This window comes from Bacillus sp. 491mf (genome assembly GCF_900112415.1).
Taxonomy (GTDB): domain Bacteria; phylum Bacillota; class Bacilli; order Bacillales; family Bacillaceae_G; genus Bacillus_A.
The window spans coordinates 24,774-45,125 of the sequence record NZ_FOLV01000009.1 but is presented as its reverse complement, the minus strand read 5'-3'; the positions used below and the strand labels follow the sequence as shown (position 1 = coordinate 45,125).

Genomic DNA, 20,352 nt, shown 5'->3' with positions numbered 1-20,352 from the left:
GTTTTTCATTTTCAATTTTCTTCTGTCCACTTTTTCACTTTCTCTACATTTTCATTAGAAGCATCAAAATGTCCGTAACGTACATCTTCGTAGATCGAAACAATATCTTTACTTTTCCTTATACGAAATAGCCATTGTTGAATGGTTTCAAAAGGACGACGTTGTTCATATTTTGGTAATGTTCTCTCCCACTGTGCAACAGCAGCCCTAATTTTATTTATCGGTAAAGGAGAAAAAACTTGCTGAATAGTAGCTTCCTCCCCTTTTAGCTCACTGCCCATTTTAATAATTTCTTCTTCACTTTTCCCTCTCTTTCTCTTCAAACGATATAATACAATTACAACTAGTACGATTGTGATAACTGAAATCACAAGGATCATTTGCTGTTTAGGAAAGGGTTTACTATCAACAGGAGGCGCTGTGATTCTTCTTTTTACTTCGCTTTCCACTTGTTCCATTGGCTCCCCTTCACCTTTTTTAACATTCGATTTTGTTTGTGTCCGTTTTTCCTTCTCCCAAGGAGGTACTTCTTCTTTGTTCTTAGATATTTTAGGGGGCTCCCACCCATCCGTATTAGGTAGTCGCTCTTGTTTCAACAATTCTTTTAATATTGTTTGCGTATAAAGCGCACCGCTTGATATACACATAGCAAGTACTAAACAAATACTAACTAAAAGCATCTGAAATACAAAACGCTTTCGCTTATATACCATACTTGTATGCCCCTCAGATCAATACAGTAAAAACTATCGATTATCCCCTCTACTTTATCTCACCACTTGCAACCATCCTCCATGTTTTTCAGGTGGATTCCCAATTATAATTGGAATAGCTCCAGCTTCTTGCTGGCGGAAACCTGTTTGATAGAAATAAGACGAGGATAACGGAACATCTCGATCTGTTAAGGACGACAATAATTGTAATGTTTTGTGTAATTGTTTTCGGTATTTACCAGATGTTATATGGACTATTCCATTTTCACACATGCTATTTACCCATAGTTCAAATGAACAATCTTGCGCTATTAGTTGCCGGCAAACGCCCGCTGTTACTTCAATTAAATACTCTATATCTGGGCGCAGTGTATATCCCGTTGAACCTAATACATTTAAATAGACCGCATATCGATCACCTTGCGTATATTCATACTTTTTTGCACTTAATACACCTGTTTTTGCAGTTGCTCCCCAATGGATTGCTCGAAATGATTCCTGTTCATATGCCTTTACGCCAATGATTTTCGTTTCATCATAAAGAGGTGATACAGCGGCCGTTCGAAATCCGTGCTTCCAGCTGTTTGTTTCTGGAATATTTACTTTGGCAATGCGAGGATAAATACGAAAACACGGCATTTGTTGTTTTCGAATCGGGATGTGAATTGTAATGAGATGAAATGGATCAGACAAAATGATTTCAGCTTCTTGCCAGCTTTGCAGTCCTCTTTGCTGCGCAGATACATGTAAATCGATCTCTACCGTTTCCTGCTTTTTCAGTTGCAATGGAATACGATACGAGTGAACTGATTGCTCTAATTCTCCTTCTGGCCATTGCCATTTCATATGTTCATCTGAGCGAAACCGAAAAGCAACTTCAAAAATTGGCAGTTTCGTTGGATTTACAATATGTACACGACAATGCCCAGTCTCATCGATAAATAGACGTTCGTGTTGCTGTGTTATTTCACAATATATTTGCGTAGTTTTTCGAATATACCAATGAGCAAAACTAACCATCAGCAAATAGAAAAAAGCAATTACAAATAGAAAGAAATTTTGTACAAATAGCCACATGAGTATTGTAATAAAAGCGACACTCCATGCAACATACGCTTCCACAAGCGGACGTTTAATTATTAATTTCTCTTTCATACATTCTCCACTGGAACAGCTACTTGCTCCAAAATTTCTTTCATTACATGTGCTTTCGTTGTTTTCATATCCCCTTCAATACTAAGAGTTAACCGGTGCGCACATACTGGCTCTGCTAGCGTATAAAGATCATCCGGTGTACAAAATTCTCTTCCCTTTAATAGCGCCCGGGCCTGTGCTGCTTTCATGAAAGCTAATGAACCACGCGGACTTACCCCAATTTCAACGAGTTCATGCTGTCGTGTCTTTTCTACAATATCCAATAAGTAATCTTCCACTTCTTCGTGAATTTCAACTTGCTTTGCTTGTTCTTGCAAAGATAAAATATCTCCAAGAGACACGACACTTTGCAGACTGCGCATCGGGTCTTGCTGGCGAAAACGGCGTAACATCTCCTTTTCGTGCACTCGATTTGGATACCCTTGCCTGATTGTTAATAAAAAGCGATCTAACTGCGCATCTGGAAGCGGAAATGTGCCGGCAGACTCTAATGGATTTTGCGTAGCAAGTACAATAAATGGCTGCGGCAACACATGCGTTTCTCCCGCAATCGTAACCGTACGCTCCTCCATTACTTCTAATAAAGCGGACTGTGTACGTGGAACAGCACGATTAATTTCATCGACAAGCACGATATTCGCAAAAATCGGTCCCATCCTTGTTTTAAAATCAGATTCTTTCATATCGAAATACTCTAAACCTACAACATCTCCTGGCAATGTATCTGATGTAAACTGTACACGTTGAAATTTCCCATCTATACTTTTAGCTAAACTTTTCGCTAATGATGTCTTCCCCGTTCCCGGAACGTCTTCTAATAAAACATGTCCGTTTGCAACTAATGCAATCATCGCTAAATCGATAACCTCTTCTTTCCCTACAATCACTTGTGAGACATTTTCTCGAATTCTCTCTAAAATCGACATACTCTTCCCCCTCTGTTTATTATTTTCTGTGTTTTCTGACATTTATTAGTAGTATATCAGAATTTATATATTTACTGTTTGGTTTTTGAAACTTTTTGTAAAATAAGTTTTCTTTTTACATATACTACTTGTAAAAAAGATTCACGCTGCAAACCCTAATCAAAAACGAAATCCCTAAAAAAATTCGCAATTTATTCCAAAAAAAGATTTGCAAAAATAATTTATATACTGTATATTATGAATCAACATACTAATGCTATAAAAAAGCAACGAAAAGGACACGAGATATTCTTTACGGTTTTACAGAGAAGGAAGAATTGCTGAGATCTTCCTAAACGCAGGAGAATATACTTACCACCTTGGAGCTGTATTGGGGAATTATAGTATCCAATACCGTAGACGCTACGTTACAGTGAACGGAGCCATCGACGCTTGTTAAAGTACGATGGGAATCTGGGTGGAACCACGGGTTTTAACGCGCTCGTCCCTGTTTTAGGGATGAGTGCGTTTTTTATTTTTCTCAATTCCATATAACAATTAGCTATGAAAAGGACATGAGGTATTCTTACGGTTTTACAGAGAAGGAAGAATTGCTGAGATCTTCCTAACGCAGAAGAATATACTTACCACCTTGGAGCTGTATTGGGGAAACAGAGTATCCAATACCGTAGACGCTACGTTACAGCGAACGGAGCCATCGTCACTTTTTTAACTGCGATGGGAATCTGGGTGGAACCACGGGTTTTAACGCACTCGTCCCTGTTTTAGGGATGAGTGCGTTTTTTTATATTATGAAATGGAGTGATAGTAATGAGTAACAAAATGATTCAAATTCGTTTTCCAGATGGTCGTGAACAGGAGTATATAAAAGGAACTACATTAGAGGTAATTGCCGAATCGATTAGTCCTGGGTTAAAAAAGAAAGCTATTGCTGGAAAAGTGAATCAGCAATTATTTGATTTACGTAGAGGCATACAAGAAGATGCAGAAATTGAAATTTTAACTGTAGAATCAAAAGAAGGCTTAGATGTAATGCGTCATTCAGCAGCACACATATTAGCGCAAGCAGTTAAAAGAATACACGGTCACATTAATTTAGGTGTTGGTCCTGTTATTGAAAATGGATTTTATTATGATATGGATCTTCCGAATAGTATTGCAGTTGAAGAATTAGTTCAAATTGAACAAGAAATGCAAAACATTATTGATGAAAATTTGGAAATTCAACGAATCGAAGTTAACCGCGATGAAGCAAAGCAAATATTTGAAGAGCTCGGCGATCATCTAAAACTAGAGCTATTAGAAGATATCCCTGCTGATCAAAACATAACTCTTTACAAACAAGGTGAATTTTTAGACTTATGCCGCGGACCACATTTACCGTCTACTGGCTTTATGAAAGCTTTTAAATTAACAAATGTTTCAGGAGCATATTGGCGCGGTGACAGTAATAACCTAGTTCTTCAAAGAATATATGGGGTTGCCTTCCCTTCTAAAAAGGAACTAGATGAGTATGTTATCTTTTTAGAAGAAGCCGCAAAGCGCAATCATCGTAAATTAGGCAATGAATTAGAATTATTTATGTTCTCTGAAGAAGCACCAGGAATGCCATTTTATTTACCAAAGGGACAAATTATCCGAAATGAAATGGAAGCTTTTCTAAGGGGGATTCAACAAAAGCGTAATTATCAAGAAGTACGCACTCCTTTAATCATGAATCAAAAACTATGGGAAAACTCCGGTCATTGGGATCATTATAAAGAAAATATGTATTTCACAGAAGTTGATCATGGGAAATTTGCATTAAAGCCAATGAACTGCCCTGGCCACATGCTGATGTTTAGAAATAAGCTGCACTCTTATCGTGATTTACCGGTTCGAATTGCTGAATTTGGGCAAGTTCATCGCCATGAATTTAGCGGTGCTCTAAACGGACTTCTTAGAGTTCGTACATTCTGTCAAGATGATGCTCATATTTTTGTAACACCTGAACAAATTGAAAATGAAATAAAAGAAGTAATTGATTTAATCGATTATGTATATCGTATATTCGGTTTTGAATATGAAGTTGAGCTCTCTACAAGGCCGGAAAATTCAATGGGAGACGACGAGTTATGGAACAAGGCGGAAGGCGCGCTGCAAAATGTACTAGAAGAACTAAATTTCCGCTATAAAATCAATGAAGGTGACGGAGCATTTTACGGCCCGAAAATCGACTTCCATATTAAAGACGCCTTAAATAGAAGTCATCAATGTGCAACTGTACAGCTCGATTTCCAAATGCCCGAGAAATTCAACTTAAGTTACATTAATGAAAAAAATGAAAAACAACGTCCTGTTGTTATTCACCGTGCTGTATTTGGTTCAATCGATCGATTCTTCGGTATCTTAATCGAACATTTTGCCGGGGCCTTCCCAACATGGTTAGCTCCCGTACAAGCAAAAATTATACCTGTATCTGTTGAAGTACATGAGCAATATGCAAGAGAAATAGAAGAAAAGTTAAAAAATGCTGGTGTACGCATAGACCTCGATCTTCGCAATGAGAAACTTGGTTATAAAATGCGAGAAGCACAAGTTCAAAAAATCCCATATGTCCTTGTCGTTGGTGATCAAGAAGCTGAGCGAAACGAAGTAAACATTCGAAAATACGGAGAACAACAATCTATAGCTGTACAATTTAACGAATTCTTCGCTAACATTCAGCAGGAAATTCAAAATAGAAGTTTATAACAGAAAAGAAAACGTAAGAAAGCCACAAAACTGTAGGTTTAGAATAAAGGTTGATTAAAAATCACTCTAAACTATTAATTTCACTGCATATAAAAAGCTATCGTTTTGAATGAAGATTGATCAAAACGATAGCTTACTTTTATTTTTAAGAGCTGTTTTTTATAAAAAATTGTAATCATTTTAATGCTCCATATTCCACTAAAGCACCTATTAGTTCAAGAAGACTAATTGATATTTTTATAGTAAAAGATCGTAGCAGCTAATTCACCGTTCTCAGATTTCGCATAATTAGGAATCTGCCCAGCTCGAATATAATCTAATGAAGTATATAGTTTATTGGAAGGGTCTCCTTCTCTTGTATCAAGAACTAATAATGACCTATCCTTCTGCTTTGCTACTTCTTCAGCCCTTTGCATAAGTAAACGACCGATACCATTACGTCGATAATTGGGGTGTGTCATTAACTTTGCGATTTCAGCTCTATGACTTCCATTTTGCTTCGTCGATAAATGTAACTGTACACTTCCAACAATTTGATTGTTTAATTTAGCAACAAATAAAATCACTTCAGGGCTAAGAACGGTTTCCCAGTACTTCTCTGCATCTACTTTTTTCATTGGTGGTAAGAATCCAATCGAAGCCCCATCTTCTACAACCTTTATTAAAAGTTCTGAAAGCTCATTAAGATGTTCTTCAATTAAAAATAATTGTTCAATTTTCACATCAATATTCAAGACAATCACCTCTTTATTAAATTTGTAGCTTAATGAAAATTAGGTGTATCTATATTACCTATCTAATTTCATTAAAATAACCATTCGGATATATGACCACTCTCCATTTAGGCCAGAAACACTTCGTACATCTTTGTTTTAAACCTTGCATGTGGCAGAAGAAGGTTCTGACCGCTTCTATGCATGGCCAGATGCTCTTGCCAGCCTAAAAAGAAAGAGGGTTTTTATGTCGATTTTTTATTTGTATGTATATATTTTTAACTATTAATATATGTAATCACTTCATTTAAATAAGAATCTAAAGATTGTCCAGAATCAACAACCAAATAATGATAATCAGATGGTTTTTTACTATTTTCAACCCAGTTCTTAAATAACGTTTCAGATCCTACCTGCTGAATTTGAGTAATCATCCGCTCACGATTTTTTAATCGATAATTAATTTCCCGCATATCATTCAAATAACATTCAACATATTTGTATTTTGCATGATGTTTCTTAGACAAAGCTGTCCCCTTCTCCACCATTTCTACATACAAACAAGGACTATCAAGTATCACATCATGCCCTTGCGACAGGTGAAAATCTATTAACGCCCACTCAATATCATACGAAATTTTACCAGCAACGCTTGGATCGATATCATCTACTCCAAAAGATTCTAATAGTGCCGTTTTCACAATATCATGGTCTATGATAATTGCACCTGTTATTTTTGCTATTTCCCTAGACAAAGTAGACTTACCCGAACCTGGAAAACCTGACATTTGAAGAAAAAACATACGAATACACCTTCTTTATACTTTATTTTTCAACTCTACTTATTAGCGCAAACTACTTTCATGATAATCAAGTAAATCAGAAATAATCTTTCATTAATTCCTTCATCCATATTGGCGAAAAAGTATCTTCTCTTGAGTCAAACTCTGATACATATGGCTTAATGTCTAGAACTGGCGTCTTATTATTAGCATCTAATCCTTTTACAATCATTACATTATCGTCAATTGATACGATCTCAACGGTAGAAATCCCGATAGGATTCGGGCGATACTTTGTTCTTTGTGCAAAACAGCCCTTTTCATCTAAAGCTTCTATTCCTCTTGGTTTTCTAATCCAAGACTGCGTTTTTTCCTTAAATTGATCCATATAAAAAATAACGATCGCATGTGAATAATCTTCTAATCCAACTAGTCCATCTTTATATTCTGGATGAATTATGATTGTTGAAACAACTTCTCCCCACCGTTCATATACCTTTTCATCAATAATTGATGCTACTTCACCAATAGAAGTCATATTTATTGAACTCAAATTAGGTTCCTTCTTTCTTTACATGGTGTACACTTATCAGCAGTAAATAAACTATCTACCTCATGTTTTTACAACCCCAAAAGTAATTTTCATACTTGGAGCATAATTTAAAGACGAATTAATGTTAAATACCTTAGAAAACCGTAATTCCGCTTTATATTGTTCATTTGCCTCATTAAATGTGGCCCCTCGATTTATTAAACGTTCAATAAATTCGTCTTTTTCAGCCGGAGCTATACCTAGTCCTTCTTCTTTGAGAGAATCATATAATCTCTGTTTATCTGGTTGGCTTGCGTTAGAGTCTAGAAAATTAACTTTATCGCTAACTCGGCAATCAATATTTTCCACACCTAATTCACTTAAGTATGTTGGTAATTTAATCCCGATGTTCCCATCTTTTCCATTGCGTTTTGTATCTTCTTCAAACAGTTTCTGAAGAAAGCCAAGCTGCATAATTTCTGATTGATCGTATTCACTAAGATTATATGAAGACATATTAGAAATCCAATGTGGTTCAAAACATATAATATTCCCTTCATTAACAACTGAATGTATCATTTTCTGCAACATTTTTATTGGATCAGTCATATGCAGTAGAAAAGCATGGCAAACTGCTATATCATATTTACTTTCTAATTCAATTTCAGTAACATCAGCCACTATGAATTCAGCTTCGTAAGGAAGAGTTTCAAACAATTTTTTTGCATCATTAATCAATTTCTGGCCTTTATCAATACCCGTATATCTTGAGCATTTTGGTAACAGAGGTAATAACTTAAGCCCTAGATATCCATACCCACAACCAAAGTCAATGATATGTACAGGCTTAGAAATTTTCCAAACTGAATTCACCAAAAACCCTAAATAGTCATCATTATAATATAAATCTCTTGTATTTTTTAAATAATCCAATTTTTCATCCCAATAATAATCTTCCAATTCAACACCTTCCTTTCCCCACATTTAGTTAGTATTTTCAGTTTGTATAAAATTCGTCAACAAAAGTGAAATTATATATCTTTATCTTCTTTTTCTAATATACGTTTCATATCGTTTCTAAAAATTTCAGCTCATTTTTTGTCTTAATGAGTTCATATAGTATAAAAAATAACGCTAATAACGTTAAGATATCCGTCATAATAGTCACATCCCTTTCAAATTGTGGTTGTAAATTTGAGATCAAATGTCTTTAATTCATTGTTTTCTAACTCGATCCGCCATAACTGACAACAAAAATTTCGGGAGTACAAGCTGCCGTTTGATTCTCTTCGGCTGTGTTACCAATCTATATAACCATTCTGTTCCCGTATCTCTCATAATCTTTGGTGCTCTTTTGACATTTCCTGATATAATGTCAATCATCCCGCCAATACCAATGGACAATGGTACATTTAGTTCTTGAAGATTATCATAGATAAACATCTCTTGCTTAGGAGAACCTAGACCTACTAGCAGCAAATGTGGTTGAAACTGTTTCATATGATTTTTAACTTCTCCGATTTGTTCCTTACCTATAAAACCGTGTTGTCCTTGAAAAATAGCATGTGGATAGTTTATTTTTAAATTTTCAATTGCTTTTTCATTATTTTCTGGAGCAGCCCCAAATAGAAACACGCGATACCTGTTTTGATTACAAAATTCTATTAAGTCATAAGTTAAATCAGCACCTGTAACCCGCTCTTTCAAATGGCCATTTAAAATTTTGGAACCGAGTATAACACCGATTCCATCAGCTGTAATTAAATCCGCTGATAACAAAATATTTTTGAAGTGTACAGATTCGGCTGATATCTCTTTCGCAGACATCACAATTTCAGGATTGGCAGTCACAATAAATCTTGGTTTCTCGTTCTTTTTTGATAACCAATCTTTTAACATAGTTGCTACTTGTTTGTACTCCAAACTACAAAATGGTATTCCTTTTATGTATTGTTTTTTCATTTCCAAATATAATTCCCCTTCATATGTTTCTATCATTATGTAAATAAACTATATAATTTCTTACAAACACCCTTCGACAAAAAATCAGAAAATAAACTATAATATATATATTCTATACAATAGAGGTGGTTATATGCAATTACACTTTGAAGGATATGGAAACGGGGAGCCTGTTCTTTTTTTGCATCTAGGCTTAGAAACAGGACAGACAAGCTTTCAAAATCAAATTGATTATTTTAGTAAGCGTTTTCGTATTATTGTTCCCGATCTAAGAGGACACAGTCATTCATACGCTGAAGATTTCACTAATTATTTTCAACAAGCGCGCTTGATATATTAGAATTAACTGAGCAGCTCCATTTAGAAACATACCATATTGTTGGTACCTCTTTAGGTACTCTTATTGCCGTTCATATATTACAACTTAACCAATAAAACATTTCTTCCTGTACTCTTGCTGGTATTATGTTAGAAAAACCAGCGGAATGGGAGACATTAAACAAAGAGAACGTACAACGGTCACAATCATTAATAAAGGAACCCGATACGATACATTATTTTAATAAACTTCATATGAAAAATGATTGGAAAACACTCATTGAAATTAGTTTTCATAGTAACTGGTATCCCTTTGAGCAAATTCAACAATTAGAAGAGATAGAAATACCTATTCTATTAATCGCCGGAGCAAACGCTGAATTTGATACAAAAAATTTATTTTCACATTTCAACAATTCTCCTTTTATTGAAAAAGCCATCGTTCCTAAAGCTGGCCATTTAGTTCATCACGATGCTCCTAATCGCTTTAATAAAATCGTTTAAGATTTTATACACAGGAGTGTTCATGTAAAATAGAAAAAGCATGGCAAAAACACCATGCTTTTTCTATTTTTTGTCTATTTTCCTTTTACATGAGTAATTTAGTTATTTCCTAGCAATATATCCCTTATTTCCGTCACATCTGATACGATTGCAATCGGAATATGTGCAGTAGTTTTTGAAAGGTTCTTTGCATTAACCCAAATGGCGTCCATCCCAGCTTCTATTGGTCCAACTACGTCATGAGTCCAAGAATCACCAATAAAAAGAGTTTCTCCTGGCTTTTTACCAAATCGTTCTAATGCCATTAAATAGATTTCTGAATCTGGCTTTCTATAACCTAATTGTTCCGCATGAAATATTGTGTCGTTGCTGAATACTTCCGACAGTCCCATTTGGAAAATTTTTAATCGCGGATCATATAATCCATTGCTGACTATTCCAAGGTTATAATGTGTTTTTAACTCATTTAATAAACTTGTAATTGAATTATTTATACCAATGCAAGACATACTAGTTTTAAGAAACAATGCATCAATCTCATCAATAACTTCTACATCAGGTAACACATAAAAATGAGCAAAAGCATGCTTCCACCTAGCTCTCCTAAATTCAACTGGGGTTAGTTCTCGATTTTTAAAACGCTCCAATAAAGACTTAGGGATCTGCAACTTTTTCTCAAGGAATACAGATACGTCAAGGTTTTTTGTTATAGGATGCATTTCAAGAGTTTTAATTAGTCCGACGTTAAACCAAGTGGAATCAAGAAGTGTATCGTCCAAATCGAATAAGAGTAAACTATACTTATTCAGTTTTATCCCCTCCTTTATATCATGTCATTTCCTTCGGTTATAATACTCCAATTCAAGAAAGATCGTAACTACTCAGTCACTCTGTATAAAAAAGAAAAAAAGCGTTTTTTCATATGGTCTGGGAGGGACTGGCCATGTATAGGAGTGGTCAAGGCCTGTTTCTGCCACGTGCAACGTTTTAAAACAAAGAAAGACAGCAATTTATATCTTCATGTCAACAATTTTTATACCGAAAAATTGAAAATGAAATGTATGGCGGAGTAGTTACGAAAAATTTTTTTATATTTTCCTTCTATTATACTAGACATTCTAACCTCAAAAGCTTGAATTACCCGCCACTTAACACTAAGAGCGGTAAGTGGTGGATAGTTCAACTTATTTTCTTCTCTATTGTATCTTCAATTTTAGTAGCGTTATTTATATTTACCCCTTTACTGTTTGTACTTTATATAAAACAGGTTGCTTTTGACAGCAACCTGTCTCCTACCCCTTGTTGACTTTTTACTTCTTCTTTTCTACTTCTACTCTTGTACCTTTGTCGTCTTGTAAATTCATTTTACCATCTAGGAAGTGCATAACTGTATACACAACGGAATCGTTTACCTCACTCTTGTCTAACTTTTCCCCGTCTTTTACGTACTCCGTAAATGTCATATTAAGTTTCTTTGTGGCTACATCGCAAGACCATGTACCATTTAAGTGGTTTTGTTCGTATGAGGTATGGTTTGTATCGTCGTAGACTGTATATGTACCGTCTTCCTTAAATTCCATCGTCTTACTGAAACCATTCGTTGTGTTTTTACCCCACACACCCACCAGTTCCTTGGAGTCTTGTAGAAATACAGTTTCTAGTTTCTTTGGTTGCGTTTCTGCGTATGCTTTCTTAATCGGTTCAAACCCTTTTTTTAGGTAGTCATTCCCTTTTGACATTGTTTCTTTCATTTTCTGCCTTGACTCTTTTGTAACAGAATTCGTCTTTGCAAGTTTTGTGTTTGTTTCAATTGCTTCTTTATAACAATCTACTGCTTTTAGGACTGTCTTATGTGCTTCTTCAAACTCTTTCGGTGGTTCAACTGTATAGAAGGCATCAAGTGACTTTAGTACATCCTTCACTGTTTCTTCAAGTTCCTTGTTTACCTTATGCACATCATTGTTTCTATCTTGTGACTTGACAGCTAACTCCGTCATTTCAGAAATCCGATACTCAAAGGTATAGTCTAAATCCATCATACGTTTTGGGTACTCTTCTTTTGATACTTTTATTTTTACTATTTCTTCTTTACTTTCTACTTTTGTGTCTGCTTTTTTCTCTACTTTGTCTGCTCCGCAACCCCCTAGTAACATCATTGGAATTGCTAAACTTACTAATGTCTTTGCTTTCATTTCTCATATACCCCTTTTTGTTTCTTAATTTGTTTTTTGTACGTTTCTCCCATGTCTTTCAACTTTTGATGTACGTCTCTTATTAGTTTAGAACCCTTAGACATATCTCGTACACCTTCATTATATAGGTTACGATCTTTTTTTCTAATCCGTCGTTTTTATTCTATCGAAAACCATTTATGAAATTGACTCAGATAAAAAATGTTTAGATAATAAAATAGGCTGTGGAGAAATCTTTCTCCACAGCCTATAAAAAACAAACCAATATTAAATTTTTTATTGTAAAGTAGAGTCTGTACGTTCATCTTTTTTAAATGTGAAAATTTCTTTTCCTGTTGTATCTACACCAGTGTAAATCAGAAAGTGAGTTAAGACAAGCCGTCGAAGATTATATTTACTATTATAATTATCAACGATTTCAATCTAAACTCAATCAGCGTGCGCCGATTGAGTTTAGACACGCACTAGCTGCATAGCTTTTTTATATTGTCTACTTGACAGGGATAAAACCAAAAGGAGGTTTTTATTTAGCAAATACGCGGGAACATAGTGCCCGATAATCGATTCAGCATTCGTTTAGAACCAATGGGAGTTTCCAAAAGTAACTGTCCTTTTCCTTTGCTTGTAATGCTGCCAATGATGGTAGCATCTTTTCCTTCGGGGCGGGATTTTAATATATCGATTACTTTTTCTTTCTGGCTGTCTGCAACGATAAAAATAGCTTTCCCTTCATTTGCAAGATAAAGAGGATCGAAGCCTAGAATGTCACAGGCACCATGTACCTCTTGTTTAATCGGCAGCGAGCGTTCATTAATTGTCATCGTAATTTGAAAATCTTCGGCAATTTCTACAAGTGTTGTAGCAAGACCACCTCTCGTTGGATCCCGCATAATGCGAACAGTCCCGCATTGCTGAAGTACACTGTCAATCATGCCGTTTATTGAAGCACAATCGCTTAAGGTAGGAGCTGTTATTCCTAAATCTCCTCTTGCTGTTAGAACTGCAATGCCGTGATCGCCAATCGTTCCTGAGATGATAATAGCATCGCCTTCTTCAAAAGCAAGGCTGCAGCCTTTATTGTGTTCATACACGCCAATCCCAGTGGTGTTAATATACACACCGTCGGCACTTCCCTTTTCAACTACCTTTGTGTCACCAGCAACAATCGTAACACCCGTTTTTTTCGCTTCATTCGCCATATCGATTACGATTTTCTTTAAATCAGCAATTGGAAAACCTTCTTCAATAACAAAGCCGCACGTTAGATAAAGCGGCCTTGCACCACTCACAGCTAAATCATTGATCGTACCAGCAACGGCTAATTTCCCGATCGAACCGCCTGGAAAGAAAATTGGCTTAATGACGAAGGAATCGGTTGTGACAGCAACGTTTCCGGTTGGAATATACAAGGATGCCGCATCAAACAATGCTGCATCTTTCTTACCAAATGCAGCTACAAATACATCACGAATGAGACGATGCGTTAATTCTCCTCCATCTCCGTGCGCCAAGTTGATGAACGTTTCCATTACAAACTCTCCCTCATATATTGATAATAGGCCGCGCAGCTACCCTCTGCCGATACCATGCATGGACCAATTGGATTTAACGGCTGACATGCTTTTCCAAACAATTGGCATTCACTCGGTGAAATCAAACCTCTTATGACTTCCCCGCAACGGCATTTTGTTTTCCGAGGTTCTCCTACTTCCACCTTAAACCGCTTTTTTGCATTATACAAATCATATTCTTTCTTTAAATCTAATCCGCTATTTGAAATAACACCGATACCACGCCAAGCTTCATCACAAGTCGTTAAATATGTTTCCATCCATTGCTTAGCAACTTCATTTCCGCTTTCGCTTACAACCGATGAATAATTATTTTCAATAGCAGTCTTTTCTTGTAATGCTAAATCAATAAGTTTATAAATGGTAGACAGCAAGTCAGCTGTTTCAAATCCTGTGATACTACCTGACATATGATACTCTTCAACTAAATAGTTATAGGATGATTCCCCTAACACAATAGACACATGTCCTGGAAGGATAAAACCATCGAGCTTTACATCCCCTGCTTCTAGTAAATAGCGAAGGACGGGTTCCACCAATTTCGTTGTCATCCAAATAGAAAAATTCGTAATCTCTCTCTTCTTTGCTTCTCCAACCATTAGTGTAAGAATCGGAATGGTTGTTTCAAACCCAACACCTAAAAAGATGACTTCTTTATCCGGATTTTCTTCAGCGATTGTAACCGTATCGATCGGAGAATAGACAACCCGAATATCACTGCCAGCAATTTTTTTATCTAGCAGCGTTTTGTTCGACCCAGGTACGCGCATCATATCACCAAACGTGCAAATAATACGGTTATCTTCATCGCTAAGCGCAATCATTGCATCAATAGACTTTTGATCCGTTACGCAGACCGGACATCCTGGACCAGATATTAAATTTACATCAGCCTTTAGGCATTGCTTTACTCCCGTTTTAGCAAGTGCCATCGTATGAGAACCGCATACTTCCATGAAAGCCGGCTTCCGTCCAAACTTCTTTTGAAATTCCTTCGCTTTTTCAAGAACTGCTTCCACAAGCGGCATACATATGCCTGGATCATTCGACTGTTTCAGAATTTCGAGCATCGACCAACTTCCTCCATTCCAACACGCTATCTTTTGCATATTGTTCATCGACAATACTCATCGCTTGACCTGCATGAACAATAACAAATTCCCCTTCTTCTACTTCTGGGACGAAAATAATACCAACGGTCGTTTGTGATCCCATCACATCAACTACCGCCGTATATTCCATTTTTTTCACAACCTTCGCCGGTACTCCTACACACATGACTGAGCCCTCCTTTTCGCCGCTGCAACGGCCAGTTGACCATATGATAAAGCGCCATCATTGCACGGCACTTGTTCTGGTACATATACGGTAAACTTTCGTTTCACTAATTCTTCTCGTAATCGTTTACGCAAATAACGATTGTGTAAGCTACCACCGCCGAGTACGACGACTTTGCTTCGCTCAGGTTGTGTACTAGCTATCCTTTCTATTGCGGTAAGAATAGATTGGACAACCGTTTCATGAAAGCGACCGCTAATATTTGCTGCCTCTTCACCTGCTAAAACGTCACGCACAATTTCTTTAATCATTGCTTTCATTTGAATTGTAACAAGCTCATCTTCTATGTATTCATACGAATATGGCTCGTACACGCATGTTTCATCTACTAATTCCGAGAGCAATATTGCCGCCTCTCCGTCATAGCGCGCAATTTTTGTAATCCCGCATAGCGCGCTAACTGCATCAAACAAGCGACCGCATGTACCAGCTTGAATAATATTTATATGGTTTTCTATCATTTTCTTTAAAATATGAATTTCTTTCTCTTTATCTGGAAATAGAAGAATTGCTAAACCTTCTCCTTCTTCCCCAAGCAAGAATAGCAGCATAGCGACCGCATTTCGCCATGGTTCACGAATACACACTTCCCCGCCAGGAAGAGGTGTATATTGCAGATGAGCAAGTCTTTTTGCACTACTAGCATCTCCATAAAAAATTTCAAATCCCCAAATGTTTCCGTCAAGTCCGTATCCGGTTCCATCAAGGATAACTCCATAAGCTTTTCCTGTAAGATGGTGTTCCACCATACATGCGGCCATATGGGCATGATGATGCTGCACTTCTAGCACTGTATGAAATCCTTCAATAAACTGTCTCGTTACATAGTCTGGATGCGCATCGATAACTGCGATATCCTGCTTTGTATCCATCCATTTCATTAAATGGTTATACTCCTGCCAGTAATGACGCATTGTTTCCACATTTTCCAAATCACCAATGTGCGGTCCGAGAAAAATTTGCTCATTTCTTCCAATTGTAAAAGTTGTTTTCTGTTGTCCGCCAAAGGCAACCATTCCAGATACATCATGACTTGCCGCAAAAGGGTCAGGAACATAGCCCCTAGCTCTTCGAAAAAAATCTAAGCGACCGTTATTTACTTGCACTACTGAATCATCAACAGGGTGAAGGATGTCTCGATCATGAACAAGAAAGTAATCAGCGATTCCGTCTAAGTAAGTCAGCGCTTCATTATCTTTATAGAGAATCGGCATCCCGGAAGGATTGGCACTCGTCATGACAAAGCAACCATTCTCATTATACTTAAAGAGTAGATGATGAAGCGGTGTATAGGGAAGCATGACGCCAATTGTCGTCATGTTTGGCGCTACATTCCCTGCAAGTTTACCTTCTTTTTTCTTTACAATTACAATCGGTGCTTCTGGACTTTTCAACAAATTTCTTTCTGCCTCATTCACATAAGCAAAAGTATCAATTGCAAGAACAGAGGCAGCCATAACTGCAAGTGGCCGTGCCGGACGTTCTTTTCGTTTTCGCAAAAGTGCCACAGCCTGTTCATTTGTTGCATCGCAGCAAAGATGATAGCCGCCGAGCCCCTTTATCGCCAGTATATGTCCCTCTTGTATCAACCGCACGGCTTGTTGAATCGGTTGCTTCGTTTCAAGTTTATGTCCATGCTGATCCAAAAGTGTAACTTTCGGACCACATGCAGGACAAGCGATAGGTTGAGCATGATGGCGCCGGTTCGTTGGATCTTCATATTCTCTTTGGCAATCTGTGCACATCGCAAAGTTCTTCATCGCCGTGTACGGCCGGTCATAGGGCAGCTCTTCAATAATGGTATATCGTGGTCCACACTGCGTACAATTGATAAACGGATATTCATAACGGAAATTGTCCTTATCATTCATCTCTTGTAAACAATCATCACATACTGCAGAATCAATTGGAATGACAAGAGATGAAGTTCCCTGACGCTCGCTATCAATAATGATAAACTCGGCTCTATCGGTTGGTTCTATATTTACTACAGTTATGTTATGAATACGCGAAAGACGGGGTGCTTTGCTTTGCAGCTCTAACAAAAACTGCTGCACATCCGCCTCCGCTCCTTGTGCCGTAATTCTTACGCCGTCCATATTGTTTTGTACCGTTCCCGCTAGATGATATTGGTGGGCAAGCTGGTATACAAATGGACGAAATCCAACCCCTTGTACCCTCCCGCGGATACTAACTTTTACTGCGTACATTTTTTATACGCCTCTTGAATCCATTCATACCATTCTTCCAGTCCGATTTCTGATCTTGCTGAAAGAGGAATAAGGGTTGAATTTGGGTTAATCTCCATTAAATCCTTCTTCGCTTCCTCCACATTAAAATCAAGATAAGGAAGTAAATCAATTTTGTTAAGAAGCACTAGCTCCGTTCGTATAAACATTTGCGGATATTTCGGAATCTTATCATTTCCTTCAGGAACGCTCAGAACCGCAACTTTATGGTTCTGTCCTAAATCATATCCAGATGGACAGACAAGGTTGCCTACATTCTCAATAAATAATACATCAATCTCATCTAAATCCAGTTCGCCAAGGCTTGCTGCAACCATTCGTGCATCCAAATGACAGCCGCCATAAGTGTTAATTTGGACAGCCTTTGCTCCCATTGCGCGGATACGATTAGCATCTCGCTCCGTTGCTAAGTCTCCTTCAATAACAGCAATACGATAAGATCCGGATAACGCCTTTACCGTTTCCTCTAACACCGTCGTTTTACCAGCTCCAGGAGAACTCATTAAATTAATCACAAGTGTATTTGTTTTTTCAAAAAGGTCGCGGTTAAATTCAGCCGCTTTATTATTGTTCGTTAATACATCCGTTCGTAACGTTATATTCATCAATCATCGTTCCCCTCGTATGATAAGATTTGAAATGTTTCCCCTGCTAATATCTTGCCAGATGGAATGTTACAGTTCGGGCACAATGCGATTTTCTGAGTAGGATGATACGTTAACCCGCATATAACACATTCTGCCTTTGCTTCCTCTGTATGAATAATTAATTGCGCTGCGCCGCTAAAGAGATGCAGATTTTGATCACGAAAAATTTCGAAGGCCATCTGCAATGCAGTTGGCATCGCATTGCTAATTTCTCCTACAATTAATTCAATTTTCTTTATTTGTACAACATTTCTTTTTGCGGCATCCTCTTGAACAAGCTGCAAAATATCTCCCATCAATGACATTTCATGCATCACGATCACCTTCTACTGTTGTCTGTAAAACCAACAACATACATTTGGTCCTTCCTTTTTATCTGTAACCTTTGGACAGATAATTCTCCGCCCAGCGTGTTAAAATCGTAGTCCTTGTCACAAATCGTACATGTCGCCCGATGATCATACATACGAACTTGAATGAGATTGGAACAAATCGGACAAATACCGCTAATCGCATGAAGCTTTTCTTCATGCGAGAAAACGATAATCGATTTGCCAAAAGCAAAGCGAACTTCCGGCCCGACAACCATTTCATCAACTTTTATCACAGGTATCCATGTAATTCCAAGTGCTCGATCTGCCGCTTCTTCCATTTTTTCTAAATCATCCTTTAAAAAGGGCTCATACACATATTTCATGGTTTGAAATATGCTTCCTGTCACCTCTTTTAAGAAATCGAGACGATTCATGATCTATGTCTCCAACGATTTACTTGATTCATAACCGCTTCCGCTAGGTCCCCTAGTTTTGCCTGGTTTGTTTCCGTTAGTTCTACACCAAGCTCTAATGAACTAGGCTGCATTCCAAACATAATAATCTTTTTCGGATAGCGCTCTCTGAATTTCGCTGCAAATAACACTTCCTGGAAGCCCATTTGATGAACGGACATCTTTATACCAAAATAAGCAGGAATTTCATCCCCTTCTAATGAAAGAATAGTTCCGCCTTCTACACCTGCATTAATCGCATCAATAATAATAAGATTTTCCGCTTCCTCAACCGGACCTAGAAGCTTCATTCCATCCGTTAATCCCTCTATAATCTCAATTTGTTTATCATCCTTATACGCTTCTTCAAGCAGCGGTAATAAATGAATACCAACACCCTCGTCTGTGAAGAGGGTGTTACCAATTCCAAGTATCGTGATTTTCGCATTCTTATTTTGATTCATCATTCTTATCACCAACTAATTTTTTTGGTTCAGTCTTGTAGCCTGTAAATATCGACGAAATGGTGCCATTCCGTTCCATATAGTCATCACGAACTGCCATATAGACATGAATTACTGTAAATAACATAAATGCCCATGCCACTAAGTGGTGCCAGGAACGAATCGTATAGCTATCTCCGCCAAACAGAATCGGAACCCAAACAAATAGCTTAGCCCAAAACGATTCTGGCTGCGGCTCAAAATACATATAATAGCCTGTTAGCATCATTACCCAAGAGCCAAGACCGATAAAAATCCAATAACTAAGCTGTGCCAACGGATTGTGGCCAATGTAATGCGGCTTTTTATTTTTTAAGAATAAGTAAAATTTAATTGTTTCTAATACTTCTTTCCAAAACACCAAGCGAAATGGGTTCGATGTGGCAAATTTATTTCCTATAAACGCCCAGAACAATCGATAAAGAAGATTGATTGTGAAAAGAAATGCTGCAAAAAAGTGTATATATCTCGCCCATCCCATGAGATAGGAGTAATATGCTTCCTCTTGTACACTTGAACTAACAAATGGTTTTCCAATATAAATTCCTGTTATCATAAGCAAAATAATTGCCACTACGTTAATCCAATGAAACACTCGAACCGGTAATTGCCATACATAAACTTTGACGACATCTTTTGTTTTCTTATATTGAATTGGACGTTCTGGATGAAGCGTCACCTCGCTGTTTTTTTCTGGAACAATCGTATTGGTGTTATGTGTTGTTGGTATGAGGTCTGACATAATGTG

Annotated in this window: 23 protein-coding genes and 1 other annotated feature; of the genes, 4 read left to right on the top strand and 19 right to left on the bottom strand. The window is 37.2% G+C overall.

The features are described 5' to 3' along the window. Positions 1 to 11: 11 nt before the first annotated feature. The 3 genes from BM211_RS11015 to BM211_RS11005 are packed head-to-tail and all read right to left on the bottom strand — an operon-like array spanning position 12 to position 2,794. The gene (locus BM211_RS11015; protein WP_090997128.1) at positions 12 to 713 is read right to left on the bottom strand and encodes a hypothetical protein; all 702 of its coding nucleotides are present in this window, start codon (positions 711 to 713) and stop codon (positions 12 to 14) included. A gap of 54 nt (positions 714 to 767) precedes the next feature. Continuing rightward, positions 768 to 1,868: a DUF58 domain-containing protein gene (locus BM211_RS11010; RefSeq protein ID WP_035436533.1), complete on the bottom strand. Its 1,101-nt coding sequence runs from the start codon at positions 1,866 to 1,868 to the stop codon at positions 768 to 770. Then, positions 1,865 to 2,794, bottom strand: coding sequence for an AAA family ATPase (locus tag BM211_RS11005; RefSeq protein ID WP_090997126.1), 930 nt, complete (start codon positions 2,792 to 2,794; stop codon positions 1,865 to 1,867). Before BM211_RS11005 ends, BM211_RS11010 begins: the two co-directional genes overlap by 4 nt. A gap of 260 nt (positions 2,795 to 3,054) precedes the next feature. Continuing rightward, positions 3,055 to 3,286, top strand: a binding site (T-box leader). 318 nt (positions 3,287 to 3,604) lie between these two features. Between BM211_RS11005 and thrS the strand changes: the two genes are divergently transcribed. Continuing rightward, entirely contained in the window at positions 3,605 to 5,527 is a 1,923-nt protein-coding gene (thrS, locus tag BM211_RS11000) for a threonine--tRNA ligase (RefSeq protein ID WP_090997123.1), read from the top strand. Between the two features lie 224 nt (positions 5,528 to 5,751). Here the strand turns inward: thrS and BM211_RS10995 are convergent, their stop codons facing one another. From BM211_RS10995 to BM211_RS10975, 5 genes are all read right to left on the bottom strand, one after another. Then, positions 5,752 to 6,261 carry a GNAT family N-acetyltransferase gene (locus BM211_RS10995; protein ID WP_090997121.1) on the bottom strand — a complete coding sequence of 170 codons (510 nt, stop codon included), beginning with the start codon at positions 6,259 to 6,261 and terminating at the stop codon, positions 5,752 to 5,754. Positions 6,262 to 6,518: 257 nt separating this feature from the next. Next, on the bottom strand, positions 6,519 to 7,043 hold the full coding sequence (locus tag BM211_RS10990; protein ID WP_090997119.1) for a P-loop nucleotide/nucleoside kinase family protein: 525 nt from the start codon (positions 7,041 to 7,043) through the stop codon (positions 6,519 to 6,521). A 76-nt stretch (positions 7,044 to 7,119) separates the two neighbouring features. After that, positions 7,120 to 7,575, bottom strand: a complete 456-nt coding sequence (gene tsaA / locus BM211_RS10985; RefSeq protein ID WP_090997117.1) for a tRNA (N6-threonylcarbamoyladenosine(37)-N6)-methyltransferase TrmO — start codon at positions 7,573 to 7,575, stop codon at positions 7,120 to 7,122. Between the two features lie 60 nt (positions 7,576 to 7,635). After that, on the bottom strand, positions 7,636 to 8,514 hold the full coding sequence (locus BM211_RS10980) for a methyltransferase domain-containing protein (protein WP_090997114.1): 879 nt from the start codon (positions 8,512 to 8,514) through the stop codon (positions 7,636 to 7,638). A 255-nt stretch (positions 8,515 to 8,769) separates the two neighbouring features. Continuing rightward, a complete protein-coding gene (locus tag BM211_RS10975; protein WP_090997319.1) occupies positions 8,770 to 9,516 on the bottom strand; it encodes a WecB/TagA/CpsF family glycosyltransferase in 747 nt (248 codons plus the stop codon). A 133-nt stretch (positions 9,517 to 9,649) separates the two neighbouring features. On the opposite strand from BM211_RS10975, the gene BM211_RS10970 reads away from it, so the two are divergent. Beyond that, positions 9,650 to 9,856, top strand: a complete 207-nt coding sequence (locus BM211_RS10970) for an alpha/beta fold hydrolase (RefSeq protein ID WP_090997111.1) — start codon at positions 9,650 to 9,652, stop codon at positions 9,854 to 9,856. Positions 9,857 to 9,981: 125 nt separating this feature from the next. Further along, on the top strand, positions 9,982 to 10,338 hold the full coding sequence (locus tag BM211_RS10965; RefSeq protein ID WP_090997108.1) for an alpha/beta fold hydrolase: 357 nt from the start codon (positions 9,982 to 9,984) through the stop codon (positions 10,336 to 10,338). A gap of 98 nt (positions 10,339 to 10,436) precedes the next feature. On the opposite strand, the gene BM211_RS10960 is transcribed toward BM211_RS10965, so the two are convergent. Together BM211_RS10960 and BM211_RS10955 are read right to left on the bottom strand one after the other, a co-directional pair. Continuing rightward, a complete protein-coding gene (locus BM211_RS10960) occupies positions 10,437 to 11,147 on the bottom strand; it encodes an HAD family hydrolase (RefSeq protein WP_090997105.1) in 711 nt (236 codons plus the stop codon). 501 nt (positions 11,148 to 11,648) lie between these two features. Continuing rightward, on the bottom strand, positions 11,649 to 12,530 hold the full coding sequence (locus BM211_RS10955; protein WP_090997102.1) for a DUF3994 domain-containing protein: 882 nt from the start codon (positions 12,528 to 12,530) through the stop codon (positions 11,649 to 11,651). A gap of 335 nt (positions 12,531 to 12,865) precedes the next feature. Here BM211_RS10955 and BM211_RS27500 point away from each other — a divergent pair, with 335 nt between their 5' ends. Continuing rightward, complete coding sequence (locus BM211_RS27500; RefSeq protein ID WP_177206921.1) at positions 12,866 to 13,006, top strand: IS3 family transposase; 141 nt, start codon at positions 12,866 to 12,868, stop codon at positions 13,004 to 13,006. 51 nt (positions 13,007 to 13,057) lie between these two features. On the opposite strand, the gene hypE is transcribed toward BM211_RS27500, so the two are convergent. From hypE to cybH, 9 genes are read right to left on the bottom strand one after another with little or no spacing between them, the layout of a single operon-like run. After that, a complete protein-coding gene (gene hypE, locus BM211_RS10945; protein ID WP_090997097.1) occupies positions 13,058 to 14,059 on the bottom strand; it encodes a hydrogenase expression/formation protein HypE in 1,002 nt (333 codons plus the stop codon). Next, positions 14,059 to 15,171, bottom strand: coding sequence for a hydrogenase formation protein HypD (hypD, locus tag BM211_RS10940; RefSeq protein ID WP_090997095.1), 1,113 nt, complete (start codon positions 15,169 to 15,171; stop codon positions 14,059 to 14,061). The genes hypE and hypD overlap by 1 nt, the downstream gene beginning before the upstream one ends. Then, positions 15,143 to 15,379 carry a HypC/HybG/HupF family hydrogenase formation chaperone gene (locus BM211_RS10935; protein WP_035436559.1) on the bottom strand — a complete coding sequence of 79 codons (237 nt, stop codon included), beginning with the start codon at positions 15,377 to 15,379 and terminating at the stop codon, positions 15,143 to 15,145. Before BM211_RS10935 ends, hypD begins: the two co-directional genes overlap by 29 nt. Continuing rightward, complete coding sequence (hypF, locus tag BM211_RS10930) at positions 15,370 to 17,649, bottom strand: carbamoyltransferase HypF (RefSeq protein WP_090997092.1); 2,280 nt, start codon at positions 17,647 to 17,649, stop codon at positions 15,370 to 15,372. The genes BM211_RS10935 and hypF overlap by 10 nt, the downstream gene beginning before the upstream one ends. Beyond that, the gene (hypB, locus tag BM211_RS10925) at positions 17,637 to 18,293 is read right to left on the bottom strand and encodes a hydrogenase nickel incorporation protein HypB (protein WP_090997089.1); all 657 of its coding nucleotides are present in this window, start codon (positions 18,291 to 18,293) and stop codon (positions 17,637 to 17,639) included. The genes hypF and hypB overlap by 13 nt, the downstream gene beginning before the upstream one ends. Continuing rightward, a complete protein-coding gene (locus tag BM211_RS10920) occupies positions 18,293 to 18,649 on the bottom strand; it encodes a hydrogenase maturation nickel metallochaperone HypA/HybF (RefSeq protein ID WP_090997086.1) in 357 nt (118 codons plus the stop codon). The genes hypB and BM211_RS10920 overlap by 1 nt, the downstream gene beginning before the upstream one ends. A 5-nt stretch (positions 18,650 to 18,654) precedes the next feature. Next, on the bottom strand, positions 18,655 to 19,083 hold the full coding sequence (locus tag BM211_RS10915) for a Rieske (2Fe-2S) protein (RefSeq protein WP_090997083.1): 429 nt from the start codon (positions 19,081 to 19,083) through the stop codon (positions 18,655 to 18,657). After that, positions 19,080 to 19,565 (bottom strand): HyaD/HybD family hydrogenase maturation endopeptidase, encoded by a 486-nt coding sequence (locus BM211_RS10910; RefSeq protein ID WP_081904958.1) that lies wholly within the window; start codon positions 19,563 to 19,565, stop codon positions 19,080 to 19,082. Before BM211_RS10910 ends, BM211_RS10915 begins: the two co-directional genes overlap by 4 nt. Then, positions 19,552 to 20,346, bottom strand: coding sequence for a Ni/Fe-hydrogenase, b-type cytochrome subunit (gene cybH / locus BM211_RS10905; protein ID WP_090997080.1), 795 nt, complete (start codon positions 20,344 to 20,346; stop codon positions 19,552 to 19,554). Before cybH ends, BM211_RS10910 begins: the two co-directional genes overlap by 14 nt. Positions 20,347 to 20,352: the final 6 nt, after the last annotated feature.

Coding starts and splice junctions, on each gene's coding strand:
- BM211_RS11015 (WP_090997128.1), bottom strand. CDS start 713: ATGGTATATAAGCGAAAGCGTTTTGTATTTCAGATGCTTTTAGTTAGT.
- BM211_RS11010 (WP_035436533.1), bottom strand. CDS start 1,868: ATGAAAGAGAAATTAATAATTAAACGTCCGCTTGTGGAAGCGTATGTT.
- BM211_RS11005 (WP_090997126.1), bottom strand. CDS start 2,794: ATGTCGATTTTAGAGAGAATTCGAGAAAATGTCTCACAAGTGATTGTA.
- thrS (WP_090997123.1), top strand. CDS start 3,605: ATGAGTAACAAAATGATTCAAATTCGTTTTCCAGATGGTCGTGAACAG.
- BM211_RS10990 (WP_090997119.1), bottom strand. CDS start 7,043: ATGTTTTTTCTTCAAATGTCAGGTTTTCCAGGTTCGGGTAAGTCTACT.
- BM211_RS10975 (WP_090997319.1), bottom strand. CDS start 9,516: ATGAAAAAACAATACATAAAAGGAATACCATTTTGTAGTTTGGAGTAC.
- BM211_RS10970 (WP_090997111.1), top strand. CDS start 9,650: ATGCAATTACACTTTGAAGGATATGGAAACGGGGAGCCTGTTCTTTTT.
- BM211_RS10965 (WP_090997108.1), top strand. CDS start 9,982: ATGTTAGAAAAACCAGCGGAATGGGAGACATTAAACAAAGAGAACGTA.
- BM211_RS10955 (WP_090997102.1), bottom strand. CDS start 12,530: ATGAAAGCAAAGACATTAGTAAGTTTAGCAATTCCAATGATGTTACTA.
- hypE (WP_090997097.1), bottom strand. CDS start 14,059: ATGGAAACGTTCATCAACTTGGCGCACGGAGATGGAGGAGAATTAACG.
- hypD (WP_090997095.1), bottom strand. CDS start 15,171: ATGCTCGAAATTCTGAAACAGTCGAATGATCCAGGCATATGTATGCCG.
- BM211_RS10935 (WP_035436559.1), bottom strand. CDS start 15,379: ATGTGTGTAGGAGTACCGGCGAAGGTTGTGAAAAAAATGGAATATACG.
- hypF (WP_090997092.1), bottom strand. CDS start 17,649: ATGTACGCAGTAAAAGTTAGTATCCGCGGGAGGGTACAAGGGGTTGGA.
- hypB (WP_090997089.1), bottom strand. CDS start 18,293: ATGAATATAACGTTACGAACGGATGTATTAACGAACAATAATAAAGCG.
- BM211_RS10920 (WP_090997086.1), bottom strand. CDS start 18,649: ATGCATGAAATGTCATTGATGGGAGATATTTTGCAGCTTGTTCAAGAG.
- BM211_RS10915 (WP_090997083.1), bottom strand. CDS start 19,083: ATGAATCGTCTCGATTTCTTAAAAGAGGTGACAGGAAGCATATTTCAA.
- BM211_RS10910 (WP_081904958.1), bottom strand. CDS start 19,565: ATGAATCAAAATAAGAATGCGAAAATCACGATACTTGGAATTGGTAAC.
- cybH (WP_090997080.1), bottom strand. CDS start 20,346: ATGTCAGACCTCATACCAACAACACATAACACCAATACGATTGTTCCA.